General features: G+C 59.8%; 21 protein-coding genes and 1 pseudogene. 7 read left to right on the top strand and 15 right to left on the bottom strand.

The genetic code is table 11. The features are described from left to right. Positions 1 to 8: 8 nt before the first annotated feature. The 3 genes from ACM26W_RS01875 to ACM26W_RS01865 all read right to left on the bottom strand — a co-directional run bounded on the left by ACM26W_RS01875 (position 9) and on the right by ACM26W_RS01865 (position 4086). Positions 9 to 1178: an acyl-CoA dehydrogenase family protein gene (locus ACM26W_RS01875; protein ID WP_416139188.1), complete on the bottom strand. Its 1170-nt coding sequence runs from the start codon at positions 1176 to 1178 to the stop codon at positions 9 to 11. Between the two features lie 59 nt (positions 1179 to 1237). After that, positions 1238 to 2473: a CaiB/BaiF CoA transferase family protein gene (locus ACM26W_RS01870; protein WP_416139187.1), complete on the bottom strand. Its 1236-nt coding sequence runs from the start codon at positions 2471 to 2473 to the stop codon at positions 1238 to 1240. Between the two features lie 536 nt (positions 2474 to 3009). After that, positions 3010 to 4086 (bottom strand): porin, encoded by a 1077-nt coding sequence (locus tag ACM26W_RS01865; RefSeq protein WP_416139186.1) that lies wholly within the window; start codon positions 4084 to 4086, stop codon positions 3010 to 3012. 737 nt (positions 4087 to 4823) lie between these two features. Here ACM26W_RS01865 and ACM26W_RS01860 point away from each other — a divergent pair. From ACM26W_RS01860 to istB, 4 genes are all read left to right on the top strand, one after another. Further along, positions 4824 to 5762 carry a LysR substrate-binding domain-containing protein gene (locus tag ACM26W_RS01860; RefSeq protein WP_416139185.1) on the top strand — a complete coding sequence of 313 codons (939 nt, stop codon included), beginning with the start codon at positions 4824 to 4826 and terminating at the stop codon, positions 5760 to 5762. Between the two features lie 557 nt (positions 5763 to 6319). Beyond that, positions 6320 to 6499 carry a DUF4113 domain-containing protein gene (locus tag ACM26W_RS01855; RefSeq protein WP_416139184.1) on the top strand — a complete coding sequence of 60 codons (180 nt, stop codon included), beginning with the start codon at positions 6320 to 6322 and terminating at the stop codon, positions 6497 to 6499. 173 nt (positions 6500 to 6672) lie between these two features. Then, positions 6673 to 8187, top strand: coding sequence for an IS21 family transposase (gene istA, locus ACM26W_RS01850; RefSeq protein ID WP_416139183.1), 1515 nt, complete (start codon positions 6673 to 6675; stop codon positions 8185 to 8187). After that, positions 8184 to 9053: an IS21-like element helper ATPase IstB gene (istB, locus tag ACM26W_RS01845; RefSeq protein WP_416139182.1), complete on the top strand. Its 870-nt coding sequence runs from the start codon at positions 8184 to 8186 to the stop codon at positions 9051 to 9053. The genes istA and istB overlap by 4 nt, the downstream gene beginning before the upstream one ends. A 485-nt stretch (positions 9054 to 9538) precedes the next feature. Here istB and ACM26W_RS01840 read toward each other — a convergent pair whose 3' ends face one another. After that, entirely contained in the window at positions 9539 to 10207 is a 669-nt protein-coding gene (locus tag ACM26W_RS01840) for an SOS response-associated peptidase (protein WP_416139181.1), read from the bottom strand. A gap of 134 nt (positions 10208 to 10341) precedes the next feature. Here ACM26W_RS01840 and ACM26W_RS01835 point away from each other — a divergent pair, with 134 nt between their 5' ends. Then, entirely contained in the window at positions 10342 to 12045 is a 1704-nt protein-coding gene (locus ACM26W_RS01835; protein ID WP_416139180.1) for a methyltransferase domain-containing protein, read from the top strand. Here ACM26W_RS01835 and ACM26W_RS01830 read toward each other — a convergent pair. Then, the gene (locus ACM26W_RS01830; RefSeq protein ID WP_416139179.1) at positions 12022 to 12288 is read right to left on the bottom strand and encodes a hypothetical protein; all 267 of its coding nucleotides are present in this window, start codon (positions 12286 to 12288) and stop codon (positions 12022 to 12024) included. The genes ACM26W_RS01835 and ACM26W_RS01830 overlap by 24 nt on opposite strands. An 18-nt stretch (positions 12289 to 12306) precedes the next feature. Between ACM26W_RS01830 and ACM26W_RS01825 the strand changes: the two genes are divergently transcribed. Both ACM26W_RS01825 and ACM26W_RS01820 read left to right on the top strand, forming a co-directional pair. Continuing rightward, positions 12307 to 13203 carry a tetratricopeptide repeat protein gene (locus ACM26W_RS01825; protein WP_416139178.1) on the top strand — a complete coding sequence of 299 codons (897 nt, stop codon included), beginning with the start codon at positions 12307 to 12309 and terminating at the stop codon, positions 13201 to 13203. 635 nt (positions 13204 to 13838) lie between these two features. Beyond that, on the top strand, positions 13839 to 15305 hold the full coding sequence (locus ACM26W_RS01820; RefSeq protein ID WP_416139177.1) for an amidase family protein: 1467 nt from the start codon (positions 13839 to 13841) through the stop codon (positions 15303 to 15305). Between the two features lie 107 nt (positions 15306 to 15412). On the opposite strand, the gene ACM26W_RS01815 is transcribed toward ACM26W_RS01820, so the two are convergent. The 10 genes and pseudogenes from ACM26W_RS01815 to ACM26W_RS01770 form a co-directional block, all read right to left on the bottom strand. Continuing rightward, positions 15413 to 16336, bottom strand: a complete 924-nt coding sequence (locus ACM26W_RS01815) for a helix-turn-helix domain-containing protein (protein ID WP_416139176.1) — start codon at positions 16334 to 16336, stop codon at positions 15413 to 15415. A gap of 19 nt (positions 16337 to 16355) precedes the next feature. Beyond that, positions 16356 to 17390, bottom strand: a complete 1035-nt coding sequence (locus ACM26W_RS01810; RefSeq protein ID WP_416139175.1) for a hypothetical protein — start codon at positions 17388 to 17390, stop codon at positions 16356 to 16358. A 122-nt stretch (positions 17391 to 17512) separates the two neighbouring features. Next, a complete protein-coding gene (locus ACM26W_RS01805) occupies positions 17513 to 19000 on the bottom strand; it encodes an SLC13 family permease (protein ID WP_416139174.1) in 1488 nt (495 codons plus the stop codon). A 339-nt stretch (positions 19001 to 19339) separates the two neighbouring features. Next, complete coding sequence (locus tag ACM26W_RS01800; RefSeq protein ID WP_416139173.1) at positions 19340 to 20131, bottom strand: alpha/beta fold hydrolase; 792 nt, start codon at positions 20129 to 20131, stop codon at positions 19340 to 19342. Between the two features lie 86 nt (positions 20132 to 20217). Then, a complete protein-coding gene (locus tag ACM26W_RS01795; protein ID WP_416139172.1) occupies positions 20218 to 21540 on the bottom strand; it encodes a sodium ion-translocating decarboxylase subunit beta in 1323 nt (440 codons plus the stop codon). Between the two features lie 11 nt (positions 21541 to 21551). Continuing rightward, positions 21552 to 23390 (bottom strand): sodium-extruding oxaloacetate decarboxylase subunit alpha, encoded by a 1839-nt coding sequence (oadA, locus tag ACM26W_RS01790; RefSeq protein WP_416139171.1) that lies wholly within the window; start codon positions 23388 to 23390, stop codon positions 21552 to 21554. A 57-nt stretch (positions 23391 to 23447) separates the two neighbouring features. After that, positions 23448 to 23699, bottom strand: coding sequence for an OadG family protein (locus ACM26W_RS01785; RefSeq protein ID WP_416139170.1), 252 nt, complete (start codon positions 23697 to 23699; stop codon positions 23448 to 23450). Between the two features lie 42 nt (positions 23700 to 23741). Beyond that, positions 23742 to 23846: pseudogene (locus ACM26W_RS01780) on the bottom strand (4Fe-4S dicluster domain-containing protein); the annotation flags it as partial. A 173-nt stretch (positions 23847 to 24019) separates the two neighbouring features. After that, positions 24020 to 25222 (bottom strand): 3-oxoadipyl-CoA thiolase, encoded by a 1203-nt coding sequence (pcaF, locus tag ACM26W_RS01775; RefSeq protein WP_416139169.1) that lies wholly within the window; start codon positions 25220 to 25222, stop codon positions 24020 to 24022. Positions 25223 to 25251: 29 nt separating this feature from the next. After that, the gene (locus tag ACM26W_RS01770) at positions 25252 to 26934 is read right to left on the bottom strand and encodes an electron transfer flavoprotein-ubiquinone oxidoreductase (protein WP_416139168.1); all 1683 of its coding nucleotides are present in this window, start codon (positions 26932 to 26934) and stop codon (positions 25252 to 25254) included. Positions 26935 to 26953 lie beyond the last annotated feature (19 nt).

Genomic DNA, 26953 nt, shown 5'->3' with positions numbered 1-26953 from the left:
CATGCTCCTTAGTACGAACGCGGCAGGCCAAGGACGTGCTGACTGACGTAGTTGAGCACCATGTTGGTAGAGATCGGTGCGATCTGGAAAATCCGGTTCTCACGGAACTTGCGCTCTACGTCATATTCCCGGGCCAAACCAAAGCCACCGTGGGTCTGCATGCAGGTGTTGGCTAGATCCCAGGAGGCTTCGGACGCCAGCATCTTCAACATGTTGGCTTCGGCACCGCAGTTTTCGTGGCTGTCGAACATGTCCGCTGCTTTCCAGCGTAGGGCGTCGACCGCTTCAAGCTGGGCATAGCCCTTGGCAATCGGGAACTGAACCCCCTGGTTGGTGCCGATCGGACGTCCAAACACCACCCGCTCGTTGGCATACTTAACCGCACGGTCCAGGAACCAGCGGCCATCACCGATACACTCGGAACCGATCAGAATCCGTTCGGCGTTCAAGCCGTCCAGTAGGTATTTGAAGCCCTTGCCTTCCTCTCCGATCATGCAGGTTTCCGGGATACGCATGTCGTCGTAGAAGACCTCGTAGGTATGATGGTTGAACATCACATCGATCTTCTTGGTGGTCAGGGTTTTGGGATCGATCTTGCGCTTGTCCACCAGGAAGCAGGACAGACCCTGGAACGGCTTCTTCGGGTCTTTGACCGGACTGGTACGGGCAAACACCATGAAGAAGTCGGTGTGGTCCATCCGGGAGGTCCAGACTTTCTGGCCGCTAACTACCCACTCATTACCTTCTTTACGGGCCTTGGTGGTGATCTTGGAGGTATCGGTACCGGCGGTCGGCTCGGTCACCGAGAAGGACTGCAGGCGCACTTCGCCAGACGCCACCAGCGGCAGGATCTCCTGCTTCATCTCATCAGAACCGTGACGCGCCAGGATGCCCATCATGAACATCTGACCGTGCAGGTTGGAGCCGCTACCACCACAGCGATGGATCTCTTCCACCACCACAGACGCCTCACGAACACCCAGACCCATGCCGCCGTATTCCGCTGGAACCATGACCGAGCCGAGGCCGGCTTCCATGGCGTCTTTGATAAAGTCGTGCGGAAAGCCTTCGGTGCGATCCAGCTCACGATAGTACTCATCATCATAACGAGCGCACACTGAGCGAGTGACTTCACGAATCTCTTCAAGGGTCAGGCGAGCGGAATCTTCATTACTCATGTTGTGGCATCCTTTTATCACTGGATAGAGAGAATGTAAGGGTAGTTGTTAAGTTTTAGTTATTGCGGATTACATGCGCCAAATGCACCTGTCTGCTCAAGCTTTACTATCTCGTCATCACACAAGCCGAGCCCCTCGCTTAATAGTGCATGACGATGTTCACCCAGCTGGGGAATGCGTGAAGAATCAGGAGCCGGCTCAAATCCTGTGGGATCTGCTGGCAAGGTGAGCGTGCCGCCTAGGCCATCGTTGACTTCACGAAGGGCACCCCGCTGCTTCAAGTAGCCATCCTCGATGACCTCCGCCATGCTCAAGATGCCGGCAACGGGCACATCGAACTCCCCCAGCTTTTCAGTAATCTCAGCGCGAGTATGCTGGCGAGTAAACTCTTCAGTGATGGCATGTACTTCAGATTGTCGTTTCGCCCGCTCGACATAAGTCGCATAGCGCTCGTCGAGCCCCAACTCGGCGCGACCCATGGCAGCGCACAAGCGGTGCCAGAAATCATCACGGTTAACACCGATATTGACGTAGCCGTCTTTTGCCGGGAATGCACCGTACGGCACACCATGAAAGTCATTGGAGCCCGCAAAGGCAGAGAAAGCTGCATCGGCAATCTGAACGCGCGCCAAGGCTACCGACACCATCGGCAAAGTGCATTCGACTAAGCCCAGATCCACCAACCGCCCCACCCCATGCCGTTCCTGATTGCGTAAGGCCAGGAGAATGGCCGAATGTGCGGTCATGCCCGCCAGGACATCCCCCAACGCAAAGCCGCACCACACTGGATTTCCGGAGTGATCACGGGTCAGCCCGGTCGTGCCAGACATGGCCTCCGCCACCATGGCCAAGCCGGCACGGTCGGCATACTCACCTGCGTTATCGATGCCGAAACCCGAAATCGACACGACAACCAGCCGCGGAAACGCTTCACGCAGGGCGTGAGGATGAATGCCCAGCCGCCCCAGCGCTGCCGCCCGCATATTGGTCACGAACACATCGGCGGATTCCAGCAAGGAGCGAAAGACGCGCATGCCTTCCAAGTTCTTAAGGTCCAGAGCGATACTTTTCTTTCCGCGATTCAGCGCTCCGTAATGTGCAGACACATTACCTTTCTCACTTGGACGCATGGGGTCACGGGAGCGCGACAGCTCACCGTGAGGAGGCTCTACCTTGATGACCTCAGCGCCTTCCTCGGCCAGCAGCTGGCAACAGTATGGGCCAGCAATGAGGTGGCTCAACTCGACCACCTTGAGGCCCTGGAGAGGCTGGGGTAACGCGGGGACTGTACTCATCTCAATGGTCCTTTTCGGAGGATGATCCCAGTATCGAAACCCACAGACGGTAAGTCGAGTTGGTTTTTTTGCGGTGGAGGGTAAGATGAACTAACCAGGCTTATATGTGCCGCATGAAAGAACAATAAAATTCAAACATTTCAATAAACGCACCACCCGTAAAATGCATACCCCAGGCCAAACCAGAGAATTTAATATCAAGAAATAAAAACCTTTCACAGCCACACAAGACCTGTAGATAATTGACCTTTAAAGCCTCTCTTACCCAACTATCCTTTCGCAGGATTGCATGAAAACATAACCGAAACTGCTTACATGTGCGAAATCTAAATCACATATAACCATTCGGCACCGCATTGATCTTGAATTGTGCAGAGATAGAGCAACACCAGGGGAATCCCTCAAACTAAAAAGGGAGCCCACTGAAGAAATTATCAAAAAATGAAAAACCATATCTACAAATAGCCAGCAATAAAAAAGCGGCCAAAAAAGGCCGCAAAGCATCAATCAAAACAACACCTATAGCTACACACTGATCAGAACCTGATTCTAGACCCCAGCATCAAAACATTGACATCGTCATAATCCGCCTCCACTCTAGACAATGCGTGATTCCTATAACCAGCATACACATCAAGCCACCTATTTGGAGTATAGACATACCCGACTCCAACAGATTCGGCACGATCACCTCTAACACTGAGATCGCTTGTTTCCGAATAATGAATATCGACAGCATGATACTCATTTATCCTGTATCCAGCCTTCCCCCAATAAAAACTAGATCGTGGATTCTCAACATTATCATCAGATGATTCTGAGTATGCTGCAGTCAGGCTAACTCCGCTATCGTGCAACCACGAAACAGAGCCGCCAACTGTTTCTACATCACCTGTGATATCACCCACATCTCTAACCGAATACCCAATTCTCGCAATTAGCCTACCGGCGACAGGGGCCGAAAACCTGGCACCCACCTCAGTGACGTCGGAGCTGCTCTTGACACCATGGCTCATCGAGAAATCGACTGGGCCGATTGATGGCGCATCATATCGAATCCGCGAGTAGCGGCCTTCAAAATCAAGATTACTTACGGCATTTCTAAGGCTTACCCCCTCCCCAGTTGTCCGATCAACAAAAGGAAGGCCTCCTCCAACTACTGCCGGATTAGTAAAAGAAACAACGTTTGTCCCCGACAGATCTGCGATAGTATTATTATTTGCCGCGCCATCACCTTGTCCAAGAGAGAACTTACCGTAATCTCCTTCGACAAAAATATTTAGCTGCCTATCTCTAAATTCACCAGATATATTTCGATTATCAGGCGACACTGCATTTGACGGATTTTGTACGTAGCCAAGTTCAATATGTGCTCCAACAGTGATTCCAGTATCGTCAAAGCTTCCTCTTACCCAAGTACCAATACGGCTCATACTATTCAAATTGTCGACAATGTAGCTTTCCGTCCCCTCCCCAGTTTCTCCTAACATGTACCCCAAGTTCACCTGCCCATAGGGGCTTACATCAACCCTTGGAGTGTCACTTTGCGCGACGCCTACCCCCATTGCGCCAACCGAAAACAAAGTAGCCGCGAGCCTTTTATAGAACTTCATAGTTATCCTTCTTGTTCAGGTTTACAGGCAATTATCACAACCTCAAGTCTTTTACACGCCACTTAAATCATCATTTATTTAGCGTGAGACGGGGATGGTAGAACAGAAAAAAAAACTCCGTCGAGTTATATTTTCCTTAGCCATGGTCAGAGAACATTACCGCATATATATTAATGGGCGCACACCACGACGATAAAAATCTAGATGCTGGCAAGAATCAGGCACCGCCATCCCACCTGTTTAGGGTGGCCAATCTGGTACTGGCGACACGATACGAGGGCCAAGTTGATGTCGTCAGTACGCATTTCACCTGCCCTTGCCGGGGGCAATCTGGCTGGCAGGAGACACACAAGTTGGAAATAGCCGCCCTGAGGCGGTGCAGCTTGCCAGCAACGAAATGTTTAGCGGCTCCGTAGGCCGATAGTAGTATTCCCTGATAACTGAATGTGTGGTAAACGGAACGTAAGGAAGGGACGCCACCCTGAAGTAACTGGTGATTTTTTATTTAGCTGATAGCAAATGTGGCTAACAAGCCAAGCATGTGTTAATTATAGGCCATTACAGAATGACTCCTGAAGCGCTAATACACTTGGTCGTTACTCAAAATATCACATCACCCCAGGAGTTAAAATTGAAAAACACGCCTGCACTTCACTATTACAGCATAGAAAGGGATTTAGTATAGTGGCAAGGTTGTCAAAAACCCACAGCTCGATTACATAAGGGTCATTAATACTATGGAGCTTCGACATCTCAGATACTTCATTGCCGCAGCAGAAGAAGAACATTTTGGACGTGCTGCTGAGAGAATGAACATTACCCGGCCAGCCGTTTCACAACTAATTTCAGATCTTGAGGGAGAGCTTAACACGCAACTGTTCGATCGACTTTCACACCAGGTGAAGCTAACCGCAGCCGGCCGAGCTCTGCTACCAAGGCTTAAAGAGATTATGGAAAATCTAGACCAAGCTTGTTTGATGGCAAAGCGAATTGGGCAAGGTAAAAGTGGTGTTCTTAATATTGGCTATGGCTCACTGACCCTGTTACACCCTCTTTTCCGAGCCGTCATAAAAGATTTCCATGAAAACTATCCAGACGTTACTTTGTCACTGCTGGAACTACCAACTTCATCACAGCTGGATGAGCTATCGAAAGAAAGAATCGATGCAGGCTTCTTGCACTTTGGACCCTCTGGAGGTGATGTCAAAAGGAAGAAAGGGGCTGGGCGATCTTTAAGCAATACTCCTTTAGAAACATTACACATACAGACAGGCACCTTGGGGGTAGTACTTCCTTCTGATCACAGACTTGCAAAAAAGTGCAGCATTGAATTAAAAGAATTATCTAATGAAGACTTCGTCGTGGTACCTAAGTCAAGTGTAAACCCTGATTATGGATGGCTTCACATCCTTTGCAAGGAGGCTGGATTTGAGCCCAAGATAGTCCAAGAAGTAGGCACAATAGCCACTCAACTGAACTTAATTTCTGTAGGCATGGGAGTTGGCTTAACCGTGATTGGCAGAAATTTTATTTACCCAAGCGGTCTCGCTGTAGTAGCTCTCCGGGAAATTGATTACCCGACAAGCTTTGTGCTTGCTTGGCCGAAAGGGCGTATTGAGCCAGTGCTCGAAAAATTCATTGATACTGTTAAGCGTTGTCATGAGAGGTTTTCATGAGCGCGTAGACCATGCTGATGCCTTGGTGGCCCGCAGCCTAGCAGTCGGGTAGACCGAGCGATTGCTCGATTCGGCCCCACCGCAGATCCAAGTGGATGGAGGCTTTTCCACTCTGCCTCGGCGCCAATGCGCCCACACTGAGAGGTGAGGGGGCATGGTCCTGACCATTGTCGAGGTGAGCATCCCATGACCAGGTTCAGTGGCGCGGCAAGTAATCACGTGATAACGGCTGGATGTCATCACTAACCGGGTGCCCACTGGGGCAGAGATCGACATCGCGGCAGCTCATCCGACCATCAATGGGCACGCGGGAATCACGTCCAGCTAGTCGCCGAGCAATTCGTCAAGTCCTAGTCAAGCATCGCCCTGACCTGTCACAGTATTCTCCCAGCGCCGCGGTGGAGCTGCCGCAGCCCACCGCTGACAGCCGCCACTGTCAACGTCACTGAAGGTTGTCCGGATTGGGAGTGCGGCGTCGACACCACATCCTGCATGCGGCCAGTCAGGCGTTCGCGGCTATTTAGCGCCCCCACCACCGGTTCATGAATGCCGGTGTGATGCTGGTGGATCTGGTCGATGCCAACCGCGCACAGCCCTCGCTACTCGATGCCCCGGAAAGCCAGGTGCAGCGCAAGCATAACGACCAGCTGATGGCAACGCTGGATGCGCTCAACCACAAGATGGGGAGCGGTACGGTAACCTTTGCGGAGCCTGATATAGAGCGACAATCAAGATGAGAGTCACGCGACAATCAAGATGAGAAAGCCGATGTCTTGTGTCGTCGACGTCGTGAGGGCGTAGCCCGAACGACCTCGACGACACAAGAACGGCGGGATCCCCAAGGGGAGCCCGCCGGGTGATCGCGGCCAACCCGGCTTAGAGTGGTCTTCTCGCCAAAGAGGATCACCCCGTGCCGGGACGACACATCACCGATCACCAAGTGAGGCTTTACATGACTTTTCGCCGTAGTGATAGTCCCGCCACCGCCGCTGCCAAGGCCGCGTTCAGCACCGCTTCCGCCTACCGCCTCGAGAATGACCCCCGGCTGCCGTCACAGACGGCGTCGCCACGCACCCGCCGCCGACCGGATCCGCTGGCCGGCCTCTTCGAGGAAGAGGTGGTTCCCCTGCTGGAGGCGGCACCGGGGCTGCGACCGGTTGCCCTGTTCGAGGAGTTGCGACGCCGCCATCCCGAGCTCGAACACGGCGTTCGCCGGACCCTGGAACGTCGGGTGCGCGCCTGGCGGGCGGTGCATGGCCCGGAGCAGGAGGTCATCTTCCGCCAGGCCCATGAACCGGGACGCTTGGGCCTGTCCGACTTCACTGACATGGCCGACCTGCAGGTCACGGTGGCCGAGGGGCCGTTGGATCATCGCCTGTACCACTTCCGGATGGTGTATGGCGGCTTCCAGCACGCCCTTGTGGTGCTGGGCGGCGAGAGCTTCGTCGCGCTGGCGGAGGGGCTGCAGAACGCCTTGTGGGCACTCGGCGGCGCCCCGCGCGAGCACCGCACCGACAGCCTGTCGGCGGCCTTTCGCAACCTCGAGCAGGCGGCACAGGATGACCTCACCCAGCGCTACGAGGCGCTGTGCCGGGACTACGGCATGCTGCCCAGCCGCAACAATCCCGGCGTGGCCCACGAGAACGGCAGTATCGAGAGTGCCCATGGCCACCTCAAGCGTGCCATCCGCGATGCCTTGCTGCTGCGCGGCTCACGCCACTTCGATGACCTGACCGCCTACCGGGCCTTCATCGATGAACTGGTCAGCCGGCGCAACGCCCGCCATCAGCCCCGCATCGACGCCGAACGCGCCCTGCTGCAGCCGCTGCCCCGGCAGCGTAGCCAGGACTTTGAGGAGATCCGGGTGCGGGTGACGTCCTCCGGCGGCTTCACGCTGCGTAAGGTGTTCTACTCGGTGCCTTCCCGGTTGATTGGCCATCAGCTGCGGGTGCGCCTGCATGACGATCGCCTGGAGGTGTTCATCGGCGGCAGTGCGCTGATGACGCTGCCCCGCGGGCGCGCCCGGCGCGGCGGCCGGCATGGCCATGTGGTCAACTACCATCACGTCATTCATGCCCTGCGGCGCAAGCCGATGGCGTTGCTGAACTTGGTCTACCGCGACCAGCTGTTCCCGCGGGACGCCTATCGGCGCACCTTCGACGCCTTGCTCGCCGGGCGGGACGCCCGCCCGGCCTGCCGCTGCATGGTCGGCCTGCTGGCCCTGGCCCACGAGCGGGGCTGTGAAGCGGCACTCGCGCAGCACCTGGAGGCGCTGCTCGTGGCCGGCGAGTTGCCGCACCTCGACACGCTGCGGGCTCGCTTCGGGCCCGCCCCAAGTGAACTACCCCATATCGAGGTGCGCCTGGTGGAGTTGGCCACCTATAACGCATTGATGGACCAGCCGGTCATGGGCGGTGTGGCATGAGCTCATCATCGATGACCGACGCGGCACGGCTGACCTTGATGTTCAATGACCTGCGCCTGCCCACCATCAAAGGGGTGTGGTCGCACTTTGCCGACCAGGCCGATCAGGAGGGCTGGCCGGCGGCGCGGCTGCTGGCCACCCTCGCCGAACACGAGCTCGCCGAGCGGGCCCGGCGCCGGCTCGAGCGCCACTTGAGTGCTGCCCGACTGCCGCCAGGCAAGACGCTCGACAACTTCGACTTCACGGCGGTGCCAATGGTCTCCCAGGCCCAGGTGATGGCCTTGACCAGCGGCGACCGCTGGCTCGACGAAGGCGCCAACCTGATCCTGTTCGGCCCTCCCGGCGGGGGCAAGAGCCATTTGGCGGCGGCCATCGGTCTGGCCCTGGTGGAGGCGGGCTACCGGGTGCTCTACACCCGCACCACCGACCTGGTGCAGCGGCTCCAGGTGGCCCGTCGAGAGCTCACCCTCGAGGCCGCCATCGCCAAGCTCGACAAGTACCATCTGTTGATCCTCGACGACCTGGCATACGTCACCAAGGATCAGGCCGAGACCAGCGTGTTGTTCGAGCTGATCAGCGCCCGCTATGAGCAGCGCTCACTGCTGATCACCGCCAATCAGCCGTTCGGCGAGTGGGGCAAGATCTTCCCCGATCCTGCCATGACACTGGCCGCCGTCGACCGCCTGGTACATCACGCCACCCTGTTCGAGCTCAATGTCGACAGCTATCGTCGCCGCACCGCGATGGACAACAAGCGTTCACGAGGGCGACCGGCAACACGCGCGACAATCAAAACGAGTCACTCTGTGTCGCCCAGCGACAATGACGCGACTGACGCAACGTGTTCACCAAGCAAGGAAGGGTAAAAGTGAAGGGTCCGCGACACCCCGGTTCTCATCCTGATTGTCGCTGGCTTCTCATCCAGATTGACGCGCTACAGCCTGGCACCTGCGCTGCGCAAACCGCACGCCACGCTGGACGACTCGCTGGGACTAACTCCCCCGAATGCGCTGACACGCTGTCAGCCAAACGCCACGGTGTTTTTCCGACATCGCTCACACCGAACTGCTGTCGCCTGGCCCACAGTGTTTCTCATGAACACTGATAACAGAGTGGGACACGGCATGGAGACCATCGTACTGACCTGGTTGAATGATGGCAGTTGTGCACTGATATGCGGCTGCGGCCAGAGCCAGCGACTGACCCACAAGCCCAGGACCTGGGCCCACTTCGAGTTCATGTGGCGCGCCGAGGGACGCTTCTGGATTCGCTGTCGCGCCTGCCATGCCCATATCGAGCGCTGCGTTAGCTACGCCATTCAACCCACAAGCAACCGGCGCCACAGCCGGGCTCACCGTGATGGAAGTGATGCGATCAGGCTCTCATCGTCGTGAACAGGCGCGTTGACGCGGAGACTCACTGGCCAATGGGTGATCTGTCGGGGATCGAGGTGACGAATGACCTGCCGCATGGTCTCGCGGTCGGTCAGATTCGGGTCCATCCACGGCGCCAGGCTGGCGGCATCCAGCGCCAACGGCATGCGGTCGTGAACCTGGGCCGCAACGCCACGTGCCGGCTCGGTGAGGATGGCGCAACCTGGCTTGCCGTCCGGGCGCTCTGACCAGATACCCGCCAGCCAGAGCGTCTGACCATCCTCTCGTGTCAGGAAATAGGGCTGCTTCTTACCATCAATTTGCGTCCACTCGAACCAGCCGTTGGCAGGCACCAGGCAGCGGTGGTGGGCAAAGGCGCCGCGGAAATACTTCGAGGTTGCGACCTTCTCAACCCGGGCATTGATGGGTTCGGGGGCATCCTCACCTGCCCAATGAGGGTGATAGCCCCACCACATGGCATCCAGCACCAGAGGTCCTTCATCGTCCAACCGGCGCACGGCGCTAACCCAGGTGCCCGGCGCCACGTTATAGCGTGGCACCTGGTCAGCCTCGGTGGCCTCCAGCGGCAGGCGCAGCGACGCAGCCAGGCTCGGGTAGTCGCTGTAGAGGGCAAAACGTCCACACATGGCCACACCCCTATGACGGTGCATTTCACCAGCGGCCGCCAAGGCATGGGCTTAGCCAGGCAGCCTCTCGTCATATCGCATTCTAATGGGCCGGGCGGTAACGTGGTGCTATCTGGTCAAAGGGAAGTGACACCATGTCGAGCGAGCGGCCCTACCACGAAAATGCCAGACGCTTCTTCGATCAGTATCAGTCGGTCGACTTCGACCAGGTGCACCGTGACTGGCTCCCCCTGCTACCGGACCAACCCGGCATGGCCTTGGATGTGGGCGCAGGTAGCGGGCGCGATGCCAAGGCGCTGGCTGCGTGTGGCTGGCAGGTTCTGGCGGTAGAGCCGGCAGAAAACCTACGGTTGCTCGGGCGGACGTACACGTTGGGCAGTGACGTCACCTGGCTGGATGACCGTTTCCCCTCATTGTCTCAAGTACGGGCTCTTTCTCAGCGCTATTCGCTGATTCTGGTCTCTGCGGTATTGATGCACCTGCGGCCCGATGAGCAGCAACGAGCACTGCGAGTGCTGACCACCCTACTGGCACCCGGGGGAGTGCTTGTCATCACCTGCCGGCAAGGGGCCAGCGGCGATGAGCGTGAGTTCTTCGAGGTGAGCCTGGCTGCACTGGACCGCTGGGCTCAGGATCTCGCTCTCCTGCCGGTCGCGGCGTCTCATAGCGACGACCAGCTGGGTCGTGAATCGGTGGACTGGCAGCTTCGCGTCTATCGCCTACCCGATGACGGCACCGGGGCGTTGCCCGTACTGCGCCACATCATCGTCAACGACGACAAGTCTTCCACCTACAAGCTTGCCCTGCTACGCACCCTGGTGCGCCTGGCCGACACCGCGCCCGGTATCGTCACTCGGCGCGATGACGACTGGGTCACGCTGCCGCTGGGCGCAGTCGGGCTTTATTGGCTACTGCTCTACCGCCCGCTGCTGCTGGACCACCGGCTGCGACAGTCACCTGGCTCTCGGGGCTACGGGTTTGCCAAGGACGATTTTCACCAACTGGCACAGATCGCTCCCGGCGATATGCGGATCGGCAGTCCCTTGGCAGACCCTGAGATGGCCGCGACCGTACTGCGGGCCATTCGCGATGCCTGCCAGACCATCGTACGAATGCCCACCCACTACACCACCTGGCCAGGCAGTTCGCAGCCAGTGTTTGCCGGGGAGCGTCGCGGTGTGCGGATTTCGAGCCAATCTGCCCGGCTGGATACCCAGATGCTGGCAGGCTTCGGTGAGTATCGGGTACCCACACCGCTATGGGACTGCATGAGCCGCTACGCCTGTTGGCTGGAGCCGGCCATCAACCATGAGTGGGTGCAGCTGATGCAAGGTTACAACCCGCAAGCCGACGTTGGCCTGCTGCACCGAGCACTGGCCTGGCCCGACAGCCGGCGTGAGACCCAGCAGGTCCGCCAGCTGATCACCCGGCGTCTGACGACAGAAGCTCCGCTGCACTGCGTGTGGTCGCACCAGGATCTGCGACGCCGCGCCTATGCCGTGGATCACTGCTTCCCCTGGTCGCGATGGCAGAACAACGACCTGTGGAATCTGTTGCCGGCCACCGAGCGCGCCAATGCCGCAAAATCAGACCGACTGCCCGCCGCGCCACTAATGGAAAGCGCTCGGCAGGACATCCTGGCCTGGTGGGAGGTGCTGGACGCAGAGCCCAACCTGGCGGTTCAATTCCGTGATGAGGCCCAGGCCTCTCTGCCTTTGGTGCCTGCCGATGCGTCATTGAGCCACCTGTTCGATAGCGCGCTACTGCAGCGTCAGAGGCTCAAGGCCAACCAGCAACTGGCGGAGTGGCATGGGTTAACCACCGGAACCATGACCTGACCTGTCACTGGGTTTGTTCTCCAACACTTGCGGCATTCCTTGGTACCATTGGCCGCAATTCTCACTCTCCGCACCGTAGGTGACGCAATGCCGCAAGCCCCCCAGATCTTCTAACGCAGCCTCGATGACATCAAGATCGATGGCCTGCCGCCGCGAGATGACCCGGGCTTCGAGGATGCGGTACTGCAGACCATCACGCTCCAATACGCGGCCAAGGGCTACACGGCAGCGATCGTGGTCCAAGACGGGCATGTCCTTGGCGTGGCCGTGCCGCAGGAAGGCGTCGAGCCGAAGCACTACATCCTCGGCCTGCTCGAGCACCGTTTCCTCGAGGACGCGCTGCCGGCGCTCGAAGTCATGGCCGAAATGACCGATGACCCCGAGATCCTCTACAACTACGGCGTCTGTCTCTCCGAGATGGGGCGTGTCGAGGAGTCGGTCGCCCCGCTCAAGGCCTGCACCGAGGCGGAGCCCGACTACGCCCATGCCCACGCGGCTCTGGGCTTCGCCTATGTGAAGCTGGGCGAGCTGGACAAGGCCGAAACCACGCTGCGCAACGCCGCCGACAAGCTGCCCGACGACCTGTGGATCAGCCGCAACCTGGCCGGCCTGCTGGCCAAGCGCGGCAAGCATGAAGACGCCAAGCCCTACTTCGAGCGTGCCCTGGCGGCCAATCCCAAGGATGTCAGCACACTGTATGGCCTGGCACTGAACCTGGAGGAGCTGGGCACCGACAACGCCGAGCAGATCATCGGGATCTACCAGCAAATCATCGAGCTGGAGCCGAACTCTCCCATCGCCACCGAGGCCAAGAAGGCGATCAGCCGCCTGGCCCAGGACACCATGAAGTCCAAGGCCGACGGTGGCCTACGCATGGACGCGGTGATGTACATGACCGGTGCCATCGAGACGTTCGCGAAGATGGACCAGCAGGAACTCGCCAAAGTGGTGTTCGAGATCGCCAAGCTCGGTGAGAGCGGCCTCTCCATCAACGACCCTGACAAGCGCTACACGCTCAAAAGCCTGGACGGCGACTTCTCCGGCCTGCAGCTGTTGTCGATGATGCATGTCGGGCTTAAGACAATCGATCCCTCGCTGGATACCCAGTCCGGCCTGGACGCCGAGTACACAGCCGCCAAGACCATGGCTGGCAAGTAAGCTGTCGTTGGGCCGGGGAATCACCGCTCCCGGCCACCTCCCAGGAGCATGCAGTGATGCCGCTGTCCCGCCAGACGGGTGTGGCAGCAGGCGCAGGGACGGGGCGGAATTCCTCGTCCCCGGCCATGACAAGGCCAAGTCCCCCAGCTTTAAGGTGGATACGGAAATACTGCTCATCCGTAAACGTCGCGACCTAGCCACCAACCTCACACAGGGTGAAGAATCCCCTCAACCTGTGTGCTCCTCCGCTCCAGTCACGCCCCTGAAATAAATGACGGACTAATCTCAGCCAAGAGGCGCCCAAGACATTACTGTGTCGTGGCCTTCCAGCATTCCGACATCTTGCTGCATATGCCGCCGGCGTATCCACGAAGGTGTCAGATCCGTGACCCTACAGGCGTAAATCGAGCTAGCCTTCTTGGAGGAAGCAGCCCTTTCATGCAAATTCTTGCTACTTATGACAGATCTTGCTCTCTTTGTTTATCTGAGGCCACTTGTGGCCTATTTCGAAGGTTAAGATCAGTCCGGGAGCAGGAGGGAAATTTGTACGCAAAGTCCGCGAACAAAGGAACCGTTGAACTGCTCCATCGCAGATTTCTAACTTTTGTATGTCAAGATACTAGATGGAGAAACTCATGCACAACAACAAAGAAAATATCGAGGTCACCGCCGATAAGACCTCCGCGTCACAGGGGCTGTGGTGCTGGAGCGCTACCGAAATCGCGCGCGGGATTCGCACCGGCGAGATTTCTTCGCGTGAAGCCGTACAAAGTTGCCTGGAGCGGATCGAAAAAGTTAACCCTCTACTCAATGCATTGGTAGAAGTCTCGCCAGACGAGGCCTTGGCCATGGCTGATGAGGCGGACCGCTCTGTGGCTCGTGGCGAGGCACTGGGACCATTGCACGGCGTGCCGGTTTCGGTGAAGGTCAACAGCGATCAGGCCGGGCACGCAACCACCAACGGTGTTGTCGCTTTCAAAGACAATGTTGCAGAAAAAGACAGCCCCCAAGTTGCGAACCTACGTAACTCGGGTGCCGTCTTCGTCGGTCGGAGCAATACGCCTGCGTTCTCCTACCGGTGGTTTACCAATAACGATCTACATGGCAGAACGCTAAACCCATGGGACAGTTCCCGAACGCCCGGCGGATCAAGCGGCGGGGCGGCGGTGGCTGCAGCAACTGGTATGGTACCGATTGCCCACGGCAATGACATCGGCGGCTCTGTTCGACAACCAGCATATTGCTGTGGCGTCACCGGGATTCGGCCTACTGTCGGTCGCGTCCCAAGCTGGTACGGTCCAGCGGACGCTGATCAAGCACTATCCGTTCAAACCATGTTTGCTCAAGGACCATTAGCCCGTACGGTGGCTGACCTTCGTTTAGCCCTAAGCGGTATGAGCGGTTTTGATCCGCGTGATGGCCTGCATGCACAAGTACCTTTGCTGGGAGAGCCACTCAACCGTCCACTCCGAGTTGGACTGCTGCGCGATGTTGGGGTTTCCACACCGGAGCCAGCCGTGAACGCGGCGCTTGATGCGGCGAGCGATTGGCTGACAGATGCAGGGTACGTGGTTGAAGAGATCAGTCTTCCCCTGTTGGCTGAAGCATACCGGCTATGGTATCTGCTGGCGATGGAAGAGTTTCGGCAGATCATGCCAATGGTTGCCGAGATCGGTGATGAGGGAATGCAGCGCGCGGCGGCCCATTACTATGCAGTCGCAGAAGATTGGTGGGGACCGCAGCCGGGACTCAGCGATTACATGAACGGCTATGCTCGTCGGGGCACACTGATAGCACAGCTTCAGCAGTTCCTAGAGGACTACCCCTTGGTCCTGCTGCCAGTTTCCGCTGAGCAGGCCTTCGAACAAGATGCCGACATAAAAAGCGTGGATAGCATGCGTCGAGTGATGGCTGCAAACTGGTCAATGATGGCAATCCCCGTCGTTGGTTTTCCAGCGTTATCAGTTCCCACAGGGGTCTCAGGAGGACTACCAGTGGGGGTACAGCTTCTGGGGAGGCGCTTCAGGGAGGATACGTTACTGGATGCTGCTGAGATTATCGAGGCACGTGCGGGAATCTTCTCACCAATGAACCCACGCTGATCCCATCAATAGCCTAGAAAAGCATCAGGTGGTTATTTATATCGCTCTGTGGTCCTGTGTCCGCAGAGCGTCTTCAGTGCATCTACTAACTCTACATCACCTATACTCTAGCGGATGTTGAAAAGCAACCGCCTCCTGAATTTATCAGGCGAGCAGCCAACCTTAGCTTTGAATGCGCGAGAGAAATAACTCTGGCTACTGAAGCCTAACCTGTCGGCTACTGCAGACACACTCATTGGGGACGTAGTCAGTAAGTCTTTTGCTTTGTCGATCCTCAGGCTTTGAACATAGCTGTACGGTGAATGTCCTGTCGAGTTCTTAAACATTCTTGCAAAATGAAAAGGACTAAGCCTGAGTGAATGCGCTAGCGACTCTACAGACAATGGCTCCCCCAAATTATGCCGAATGAACTCGAGAACATACCTCAATTGGGCTTTACTGAGCTTCACCTTGGCGCTTACTACCTTCTCATGGGTTTCTGACCATCGCTGCGATAAAGCATGAATGATAGCGATTTTGTAGCTGCTTAGAAGAAGCTCACAGGCAGAATCAGATGATAAATTTGCACGCCAAAGTCTGTGGACCAGCTCATGAATCAAGGCTTCATTGAAACCAGATGTGGCCAAACTCCAAAGGCACTCTTTGGGTGAAGCCACTTCCATTTGTTCAAGCAACACTGAAGCGTGATCATATGGAACCGCGAAGTAAATACATTGAGATTCATCATTAATTTCCCAGCGCACATCTGCCTGAGGTGGTATGACATAGACAGCCGTTGGTGCTGCGCAAAAATGCTCTCGCCAGCCCCAGCCAAGGTCGAATTGTGCAGAGCTTGAGGCGATGTTTTGCTGCACGATGATGACTAAATCCGAGGTTGGGCCACAGGAGAATCTATGAGCTGGGGCTCGATGCTGGGCTAGTGTGATTCCGCTTTTGGTAAAAGACGCTGTTTGTAAGGTACCCATTGAATTCGTGGGATCCTCTAGGACATCTAAAAAAGTTCGGTTTTTTGTACTGCCTGAGGGATGCATGGGCCTTCACCTTGCCAGATCACTTCAAGTTATACACTAACCCCATAGGCGGTTGAGTATCCATTAACTGTTGGCGACGGACCAACTTCTTCATCGACTCCTCAATTTCCTCGACCCCTACCGTCTTCCCCGCCCCGACCTCATACCCGCTGACCAGCACGTAGCGGCTCCCGGGGCGGTGGTCGACCCACTTGCCACGGTAGTAGCGTGCGTCGCGCAGCTGTCGCCAGTAGGGCGACACCGAGCGCGGGGCGGTCATGGCCAGCTTGAGCTCGCGATCCTGGCGGTCATAGCCGACCTGGGCGAAGGGCACGCCCTTCTTCCCCTCCGGGTGCTTGTTCTTCATCCACGCCGGCACACCACTGGACTGTGCCTCAGGGTAGGCGGAGAGGTACATGCCCAGCGACAACACGTAACGCACCACGGCGCGCAGGATCATGCCCTCCTCGTCCCCAAGGGCTTGGGCCCGTCCACCGGCGTGCTCGATAGCCTCGCGGTTGATGAAGTCGCTGATCTGCGAGGGCTTGAAGGCGCCGCGCAGCATAGTGCGATTGAGGCTCGGCTGGGTATCCAGCGGATTGTGGATGGCGACGATCAACCACGGATCGCCGAGCCCCATCATGTCTACGCCATGCGGGTTGGCATGGGCGCGCAGGAACGCCTCGTAGCGGCCCGGCAGCGTGGTGGAATCCACCCAGGCGACCAGAGCACCGTCGATCGGATGGCCGTGGAAGGTCTGCTTGGCCGGGAACGACAGGGTGCTGAACTCCCAGGGCCATGACCAGGCGTCGCCCTGCACCTTGCTGAGCTGCACCGTCTGCAGCCACTCGGAGAGCGTCGGCTCCGGCACTATCACCCTGCCCTCGCGGCCATGGTGCCACTCGAGCATCAGGATCTCGCCGTTGATGGAATGCACCACCTGCTCGTCCTGCACCATCTGACCGAAGATCTCAGCCTCGACGCGGGGCTTCTTCGGCAAGCCCATCATCTTCATCACCGAGCGGACATAGCGGCGAGTGAAGCTGGGGTAGTGGCGGTAGGTGGACTGGGTCATGCGCGGCTCAGCGTGGTGGAAACGATGGCGGTAGGGTACACCAGCCGCAGCGACGTAGGGACTGCCTCAGACGGATACAACGACGGCGCCATCAAGGCGCCGTCGTTGATCTGGGGGAAGTGTCAGAGCGAAACGTCGAACACCAGCGGCACGATGGTGTAAAGCGCGACGATGATCACCAGCAGGCCGATCACGTTGAGCCAGATGCCCGCCCGTATCATGTTCTTGATCGGCAGATCCCCGGTGGCGAAGGCGACCGCGTTGGACGGCGTCGCGACCGGCAACATGAAGGCGCAGCTGACGGCCAAGGTCACCACGATGGTCATCAGGAAGGGCTGGATGCCGAGGCCAACCGCGATCGCCCCCATGATCGGGAAGAAGGCCGCCGCCGTGGCGGTGTTACTGGTCAGCTCGGTCAACAGGATGATCATCAGGGCGGTTACGCCAAGCACCAGGATCGGTGGAAACCCGGCCAGACCCGACACCCCCTCGCCGATCCAGGCGCTCAGGCCGGTGGCCGTGAACTGGGCGGAGAGCGTCAGGCCGCCCCCAAGCAAGATCAATACGCCCCAGGGCACGTCCCGGGTGTCCGTCCAATCCAGCAGAGCACCCCGCCCCTTCGAGGCAGGAATCACAAACATCAAGATGGCCGCCACGATCGCCACGCTGGTGTCGTTGATGTTCAACAGCCATGGCAGCGCCGCCTGCACGGCTGGGATCCTGGCAATCAGCGGCAGGAACACCCAGCAGAACACGGCGCCGGCAAAGACCATCAGCACGCGACGCTCTTCCAGTGTCAGACGGCCCATGCCCTTGAGCTCCGTCTCGATCAAGTGCCGGCCGCCCTGAATATCGTCGACTTCCGAACGGAAAACCAGCTTGTTGAGCACGAACCAGGCCACGACCAGCATGGTGGCAGAGAACGGCACCCCCATCAGCATCCAGTGGCCGAAACCGATGCTCATGTCATGAGTGTTTTCCATGTAAGCGCGCATCAGCGCCATGGGCGGCTGGCCGATCAGGGTGGCCATAGACCCGATGGTGATGGCGTAGGCGATGCCCAACAGCACGGCAGCGGAAAACTTGGGCGTATCATCACCGTTACCCAGGGACTTCACCAGGGCGATGATGGAGCCACCGATCGGCACCATGATCACCGCCGTGGCGGTGTTGCTGACCCACATGGTGATGAACCAGCTGGCGGCCATCAGGCCGAAGACTATCTGCGCGGGCTTGGTGCCCACCGCCAGCACCGCGAGCAACGCGATGCGCCGGTGCAGGTTCCAGCGTTGCGTGGCCAGACCGAGCAGGACACCCCCCAACACCAGGTAGATAATGCTGTGGGCATAGGGGGCCGCCGTTTCTCCCACCGAGGCAATGTCGAAGAAGGGAAAGAGCGCCAGGGGCAACAGAGAGGTGGCGGGGATGGGAATCGCCTCGGTCATCCACCAGGTGGCCATCAGCATGGCGATGGCCGCCACTATGCGGGCATTGAGGGCCAGCGATCCGGGTAGCAGGAAGAAAACAGCTAGGCCGATGATGATACCCAGCACAAGGGAGAACGGCTTGAAGGGGGCGACTTCGGTATAGGGCACTGATATTTTCGACATAGTCATTACCTGCAAGGGAATAACAGTTTGATGTGAGTATCACTACTGACGCGCCGAGAAGACTTCCTCATGATAAGGCAACATCTCCAGCGAGGCGCCCACATTGTGGACATTGCGCATCAGATCGGCTGTTCCGAACGCACCGTGCGCCTCGCTCTGGCGCGCCGAGAGGCCTTGACCAGCTCGGTATCGCGACCGAAGTATTATCCGGCGCTGCTTTGGCTGGATGATAGGGCCAAACTGGGCCTGCACACGCTACGATAAGCTGGCTAGCAGCTCAGGGCCATAGCGTGCCTACAAGCAGACCTTTCAGACAAAGGCCCCGGTAGCCAGTCAAGCTTAAGAAATCTTTTCCACAAGATCTGTCAAGAGTTTTGCGACGGCACATGGCGCATGGTCCGCGATATGGTGCCCAGCATCAATTTCGACGACTTTGGCACCACAGACATACTGCGCCACATTCCTTACATATTCAGGAGGACGAAAGCTATCTTGTATGCCTGCGCCAAAAAATACTGGACAAGATAACGCACTCAATTCAGGAACAAGATTTGTGGATACCAGCATACGAAAGAAATGAGAAAAAGAAACGGGATCATTAGCGTACCAGCGCCCACGAACCAAAGAAAAATGCCCAGGGTTACGGTCACGATAAAGCTGGGGGTAGGTTCGATCCAAGAGCAAGGGCTCCACCGCGCGCATTCCCTCCACCTCCATGCGATCAGCCAGCGCAAGTACACCAATGCGAGCCGTATCGGCCACATCCATCGCAGGGCCCAAAGGGGCAAGTGCCGCTGTTCTCTTTGGATAGTTCAGAGCAAACCGGACAGCAACCCCACCACCAACCGCACAACCAGAAATCACAACGGGATCGTAAATACCAAGGTAATCAAGTAGCGACACAACATCGCCAGCGATATCGGAAAACCTGGGTGTTTCTTTAATTTTTTCCGAAAAGCCCATACCTCTCATTTCGGGAACAACCACCCCTTGACTAGGGGGGAGATGAGCAATCACTTGGTCCCAGCTCTCAATGGAGCCACCCATCTCATGAATTAGGACCAAATAAGGACCTTGACCATATCGGACTTCATACCTCAGACTGCCTCCCTTACCTTCAAACCACCTCATAACTGACTCCTCATAAATAAAAAATAATTAAAAACAACCTGCACAATAACACAAGAATAAAGATCCTTTTTGACCTCCTTATTTATTTACCCCAAGTATTTGATCATCACCCCCGCGGCCACCGCCGAGCCGATCACGCCGGCCACGTTGGGCCCCATGGCGTGCATCAGCAGGAAGTTGTGCGGGTTGGACTCCAGGCCGACCTTGTTGGCCACCCTGGCTGCCATGGGCACCGCGGAGACCCCGGCGGCACCGATCAGCGGGTTGATCGGCATCTTGCTCATCACGTTCATCAGCTTGGCCATGAGGATGCCGGCGGCGGTGCCGATGGCGAAGGCCACCATGCCCAGCGCCATGATGCCGAGCGTCTCCAGGGCCAGGAAGCTCTCGGCCATCAGCTTGGAGCCCACGGCCAGGCCCAGCACGATGGTGACGATATTGATCAGGGCATTCTGGGCGGTGTCGGTCAGCCGCTCGACCACGCCACACTCGCGCATCAGGTTGCCGAAGCAGAACATCCCCAGCAGCGGCGCGGCATCCGGCAGGAACAGCGCCACCAGCACCAGCAGGGCCAGCGGGAAGACGATCTTCTCGAGCTTCGACACTGGGCGCAGCTGGGTCATGGTGATCTCGCGCTCCTTCTTGCTGGTCAGCAGCCGCATGATCGGCGGCTGGATCATCGGCACCAGCGCCATGTAGGCGTAGGCGGCCACGGCGATCGCCCCCAACAGCTCCGGGGCCAGCATGCTCGACACGTAGATCGAGGTGGGCCCGTCGGCACCGCCGATGATGCCGATGGCGGCGGCCTGCTCCAGGGTGAAGTCCATCCAGCCCATCGCCGACAGGCCCACCGCCCCGAACAGGGTCGCGAAGATGCCGAACTGCGCGGCGGCACCCAGGAAGAGGGTGCGCGGATTGGCCAGCAGCGGCCCGAAGTCGGTCATCGCGCCCACGCCCATGAAGATGATCAGCGGCGCGACCCCCGACGCCACGGCCATCGCATAGAAGGTATAGAGCAGGCCGTCACCGTAGCCGACGTTCATCGCCACGTCCTTGGCGGCGCGCAGCTGGTCCGGCGAGGCGCCGTTGTCGACCAGCGCCTTGAGGGTGGCCCGCCACGCCTCCTGGCCGGCCAGCGGGTCCAGGGTCGCCCCCAGCGCCGAGGCCATCTGCTGGAGCACCGCGGGGCGAGCCACCTCGATGGCCTGGTCCAGCGCCGAGATCGCCAGGCCCGCCTCGGGGATATTGGCCAGGACGCCGGCGAAGCCGATCGGCACCAGCAGCAGCGGCTCGAACTTCTTGGCGATGGCCAGGTACAGCAGCCCCAGCCCGACCAGGATCATCACGGCCTGGCCCGGGGTCAGGTTATAGGCGCCCGAGCCGTACCAGAGGGTTACCAACTTTTCCATGGGAAGGCCCCTCAGAGCTCGATGAGGACGTCACCGACGGCGACACTGTCGCCCTCGCCGACCTTGACCGCAGAGACGGTACCGGCGCTCGCGGCGCGAACCTCGGTCTCCATCTTCATGGCCTCGAGGATGATCACCACGTCACCCTCCTTGACCGCGTCGCCCGGGCGCACGTTGACCTTGAAGATGTTGCCGGCCAGCGGCGCGCTGATCGCCTCGCCGGTGGCGGCCGGCGCCTCGGCGGCAGCCGCCGGCTGGGACCCGCCGTCCTGGGCCTGGACATCGGCGATCTCGCCGCCCTCGGCGACCTCGACCACGTAGGCCTTGCCGTTGACGGTGACGGTGTAGGTCTCGGGGCCGGCCGGGGCAGCAGCGGGTACCTTGGCCTCTGCCTTCGCCGGCAGCTTGGCCTGGCCATTGCCGTTTTCCGGGGCGCCTGTCTCAGGGGCCTGGGGCGCAGGCTCGAAGGCGTCCGGGTTGTCGCGGTGCTTGAGGAACTTCAGGCCGATCTGCGGGAAGAGGGCATAGGTGAGCACGTCATCGATCTCGCGCTCGCCCTCGGCCAGGCGGATGCCGTCGGCCTTGGCCTTCTGCTTGAGCTCGGCGGCGAGGGTGTCCATCTCGGGCTCGAGCCGGTCGGCGGGTCGACAGGTGATGGGCTCACCGCCCTCCAGCACCCGGGCCTGCAGCTCCTTGTTGAACGGGGCCGGCGCGGCGCCATACTCGCCCTTGAGCAGCGCCTGGACCTCCTTGGAGATCGACGTGTAGCGCTCCCCCATCATCACGTTCATCACCGCCTGGGTGCCGACGATCTGCGAGGTGGGCGTGACCAGCGGGATAAAGCCTAGATCTTCCCGTACCTTGGGAATTTCTTTAAGCACGTCGTCGAGCCTGTCGCCGGCGCCCTGCTCCTTGAGCTGGCCCTCCATGTTGGTGAGCATGCCGCCCGGCACCTGGGCGATCAGGATGCGCGAGTCGATGCCCTTCAGCGAGCCCTCGAAGGCCGCGTACTTCTTGCGCACCTCGCGGAAGTAGGCGGCGATCTCCTCGAGCAGCTCGAGGTCCAGGCCGGTGTCGCGCTCGGTGCCCTGGAGGATGGCCACCACCGACTCGGTGGGGCTGTGGCCGTAGGTCATCGACATCGAGGAGATGGCGGTGTCGACGTTGTCGATGCCGGCCTCGGCGGCCTTGAGGGCGGTGGCGGTGGACATGCCGGTGGTGGCGTGGCACTGCATGTGGATGGGGATGTCCACCGCGGACTTGAGCTTGCTGACCAGCTCAAAGGCGTCATAGGGTTTGAGCAGGCCGGCCATGTCCTTGATGCACAGGGAGTCGGCGCCCATGGCGGCGATGGTCTTGCCGAGCTCGACCCAGCCGTCCAGGGTGTGCACCGGGCTCACCGTGTAGGAGAGGGTGCCCTGGGCGTGGCCCTCGACGTTGCGCACCGCCTGGATGGCGCGCTCCAGGTTGCGCGGGTCGTTCATGGCATCGAAGACGCGGAATACATCGACGCCGTTGGTCTTGGCGCGCTCGACGAACTTGTCCACCACGTCGTCGCCGTAGTGGCGGTAGCCGAGCAGGTTCTGGCCGCGCAGCAGCATCTGCTGGGGGGTATTGGGCATGGCCGCCTTCAACGCCCGTATCCGCTCCCAGGGATCCTCGCCCAGGTAGCGGATACAGGCGTCGAAGGTGGCCCCACCCCAGGATTCGAGCGACCAGAAGCCGACGCGGTCGAGTTTCTCGGCGATGGGCAGCATGTCATCCAGGCGCAGGCGGGTGGCGAACAGCGACTGGTGCGCGTCGCGCAGGACCACATCGGTAATGCCCAGCGGGCGAGCGTTGTCAGTCATGGTCGTGACCTTGTCGTAATAGTGAAGGGGGTGTCGGGAAAGGGGGGGCGGCCGGCCTCAGCGACGGTGGCGCTGGCGATAGCGATGCAGGGCGGCACCGATCACCGCCATCAGCGCGTCATCCTGCCGGGCCGGTGCCGGCGGGCGGGGCGCACCGGCGGCGGGCTTGGCCGGCTCGGGAGCGAAGCGCCCGAGCACCAGCGACATCAGGGTGGTCACGATCACCAGAACGGTAAGAAAAACAAAAACAAACCCCATACCAAGGGCCATCAGGGCCAGACCTTCCTCCAGCAGCGCGAAATCCTGCATAAGCCTTCACTCTCCCAAATTAAAACAAGCCAGCGACAGCTATTACATGTTCGGATAGTTCGGCCCGCCGCCGCCCTCCGGCGCCACCCAGGTGATGTTCTGGGCCGGGTCCTTGATGTCGCAGGTCTTGCAGTGCACGCAGTTCTGGGGCCAGCTCTTCCAGCAGGGCGGTGTTGAGGGCCTTCAGCGCTTCCGGGCGATGCAGAGTGATGCGCAGCACTCCCCGCTCGGGCCCCTCGATGATCAGGTGGTTCGGCATGGCATTCTCACTTTGAAGTCTTAGTGCGAGCAGTAAACTCTTAACAATGACCGATTGCGCTTTATACCCGCTCGATCAGGGTCGCGATGCCCTGGCCCACGCCCACGCACATGGTGCATAGGGCGTAGCGCTTGCCGCTCTGCTGCAGCTCATGCGCCGCAGTGAGCAGCAGGCGCGCGCCGGACATGCCCAGCGGATGACCGAGTGCAATAGCGCCGCCGTTGGGGTTGACCCGCGGGTCGTCGTCCGCCAGGCCCAGGTCGCGCATGCAGGCCAGCGCCTGGGCGGCAAAGGCCTCGTTGAACTCGAAAATGTCGATCTCATCCATCGACACCCCGGTGCGCTCGAGCAGCTTGCGCACCGCCGGTACCGGGCCGACGCCCATGATGCGCGGCTCGACGCCGGCGGTGGCCATGCCGAGGATCTTCGCCATGGGCGTGAGGCCGTGTTTCTCCACCGCGGCCTGGCTGGCCACCAGCATGGCGGCGGCGCCGTCGTTGACGCCCGAGGCATTGCCGGCAGTGACGCTGCCGCCCTCGCGGAAGGGGGCCGGCAGGCCGGCAAGCTTCTTGAGGGTGGTCGCGCGCGGGTGCTCGTCCCGGTCGAAGACCAGCGGCTCCTGCTTGCGCCGCGGGATCTCGATGGAGGTGATCTCCAGCGCGAAGCGACCGGCCTCTTGCGCCGCGGCGGCCTTCTGCTGGGAGCGCAGGGCGAAGGCGTCCTGATCCTCCCGGGAGATGACGAACTGCTCGGCCACGTTCTCGGCGGTCTCGGGCATGGCCTCGACGCCGTAGGCCTTCTTCATCAGCGGGTTGATGAAGCGCCAGCCGATGGTGGTGTCTTCGATCTTCTGGCCGCGGGAGAAGGCACTGTCGGCCTTGCCCATCACGTAGGGCGCACGGGACATGGACTCCACGCCGCCGGCCAGTGCCAGGTCCATCTCGCCGGCCTTGATGGCGCGAAAGGCGGTGCCCACCGCGTCCATGCCGGAACCGCACAGGCGGTTCATGGTGGTGCCGGGGATTGAGGTCGGCAGGCCCGCCAGCAGCGCCGACATGCGCGCCACGTTGCGGTTATCCTCGCCGGCCTGGTTGGCACAGCCCATAAAGACCTCTTCGATGGCCGCCGGATCGAGATCCGGCGCTTCCGCCAGCACCGCCTTGAAGATAGTCGCCGCCATATCGTCGGGGCGCACGCTTGCCAGGGTGCCGCCGAAGCGGCCCACGGCGCTGCGCTGCGGATGGCAGAGGAATACGTCAGTCATGTCACGCTCCATACAAGAAACATAGATGTTCACATATTGGGATAGTTGGGCCCGCCGCCGCCTTCCGGCGCCACCCAGGTGATGTTCTGGGCCGGGTCCTTGATATCGCAGGTCTTGCAGTGCACGCAGTTCTGGAAGTTGATCTGGAACTGCGGCTTGCCGTCGTCGCCTTCGATCACCTCGTAGACCCCCGCCGGGCAGTAGCGCTGGGCCGGCTCGGCATACTCGGGCAGGTTGTCGCGGATCGGCAGCTCGGGGTCCGTCAGGCGCAGATGGGAGGGCTGGTCCTCCTCGTGGTTGGTGTTCGACAGGAACACCGAGGAGAGCTTGTCGAAGGAGAGCTTGCCGTCGGGCTTGGGGTAGTCGATCTTCTCGCACTCGCTGGCCGGCTTGAGCCGGGCATGGTCCGCGGTGGTGTCGTGGACGTTGGGCAGCTTGCCGCCGAGCAGCTGGTTGACGAAGTTGTAGGCGCCGCCGCCCACGGTGCCGTATTTGTGGATCGCCGGCCCGAAGCTCGCGCTCTCCTTGAGCTCGGCATAGGCCCAGCTCGCCTCCCACAGCTCGGTGAAGGCGGTCAGCTCCTGGCCACCCTCGTCGCCCTTGGCCACCGCCTCGAACACCGCCTCGGCGGCCACCAGGCCGGACTTCATGGCGGTATGCAGGCCCTTGATCTTGGCGAAGTTCAGCGTGCCGGCGTCGCAGCCGATCAAGAGGCCACCGGGGAAGGTCATCTTCGGCAGGCAGTTGAGCCCCCCCTTGGTGATGGCCCGGGCGCCGTAGGCGATGCGCTTGCCGCCTTCCAGGTGCTGCTTGAGCACCGGGTGGTGCTTCATGCGCTGGAACTCGTCGAAGGGCGATAGCCAGGGGTTCTGGTAGGAGAGGTCCATGATCAGGCCGACCACCACCTGCTGATTCTCGGCGTGGTAGAGGAACCAGCCGCCGTGGGTGTGCTTGTCCAGCGGCCAGCCGGAGCCGTGCAGCACCAGGCCGGGGTCGTGCTGCTCGGCGGGGATATCCCACAGCTCCTTCAGGCCGATGCCGTAGTGCTGGGGGTCCTTGCCGGCGTCGAGGTCGTAGTCCTGGATCAGCCGCTTGCCCAGGTGGCCGCGGGCGCCCTCGGCGAACAGGGTGTACTTGGCGCGCAGTTCCATGCCCGGCATGTAGCTGTCCTTGGGTTGACCGTCGGCGCCCACGCCCATGTCGCCGATCAGGATGCCCTTGACCACGCCCTCTTCGACGATCGTCTCCTGGGCGGCGAAGCCGGGAAAGATCTCCACGCCCAGCCCCTCGGCCTGCTCGGCCAGCCAGCGGCACAGGTTGCCGGCGCTGATCACATAGCGAGTGCGCTCTCCACCATCGGTCTGGCCGTCGGTGTTATGCATGGACTTGGGCACCAGGGCGTTGGGCAGCTTCTGGGCCTTTTCGGCATCCTTGAGCAGGTAGAGCTCGTCGCGGGTCGCCGGGGTGGTCAGCGGCGCGCCACGCTCCTCCCAGTCGGGGAACAGTTCCTGCAGGGCCCGGGGCTCGAAGATGGCACCCGAGAGGATATGGGCGCCAACCTCGGAGCCCTTCTCCACCACGCACACGGAAAGCTCCTGTTCTGCCTCGCTTGCCTGCTGCATCAGCCGGCACGCCGAGGCCAGCCCGGAAGGGCCCGCGCCGACGATGACGACATCGAAGTCCATGGATTCACGTTCGCTTTCTGACGCCATGTTTTGCCCCTGTTGAAGA

Origin of the sequence: Halomonas sp. HK25, from assembly GCF_047795635.1 — a bacterium.
Lineage (GTDB): Bacteria > Pseudomonadota > Gammaproteobacteria > Pseudomonadales > Halomonadaceae > Halomonas.
This window is presented reverse-complemented; position numbering and strand designations above follow the sequence as displayed.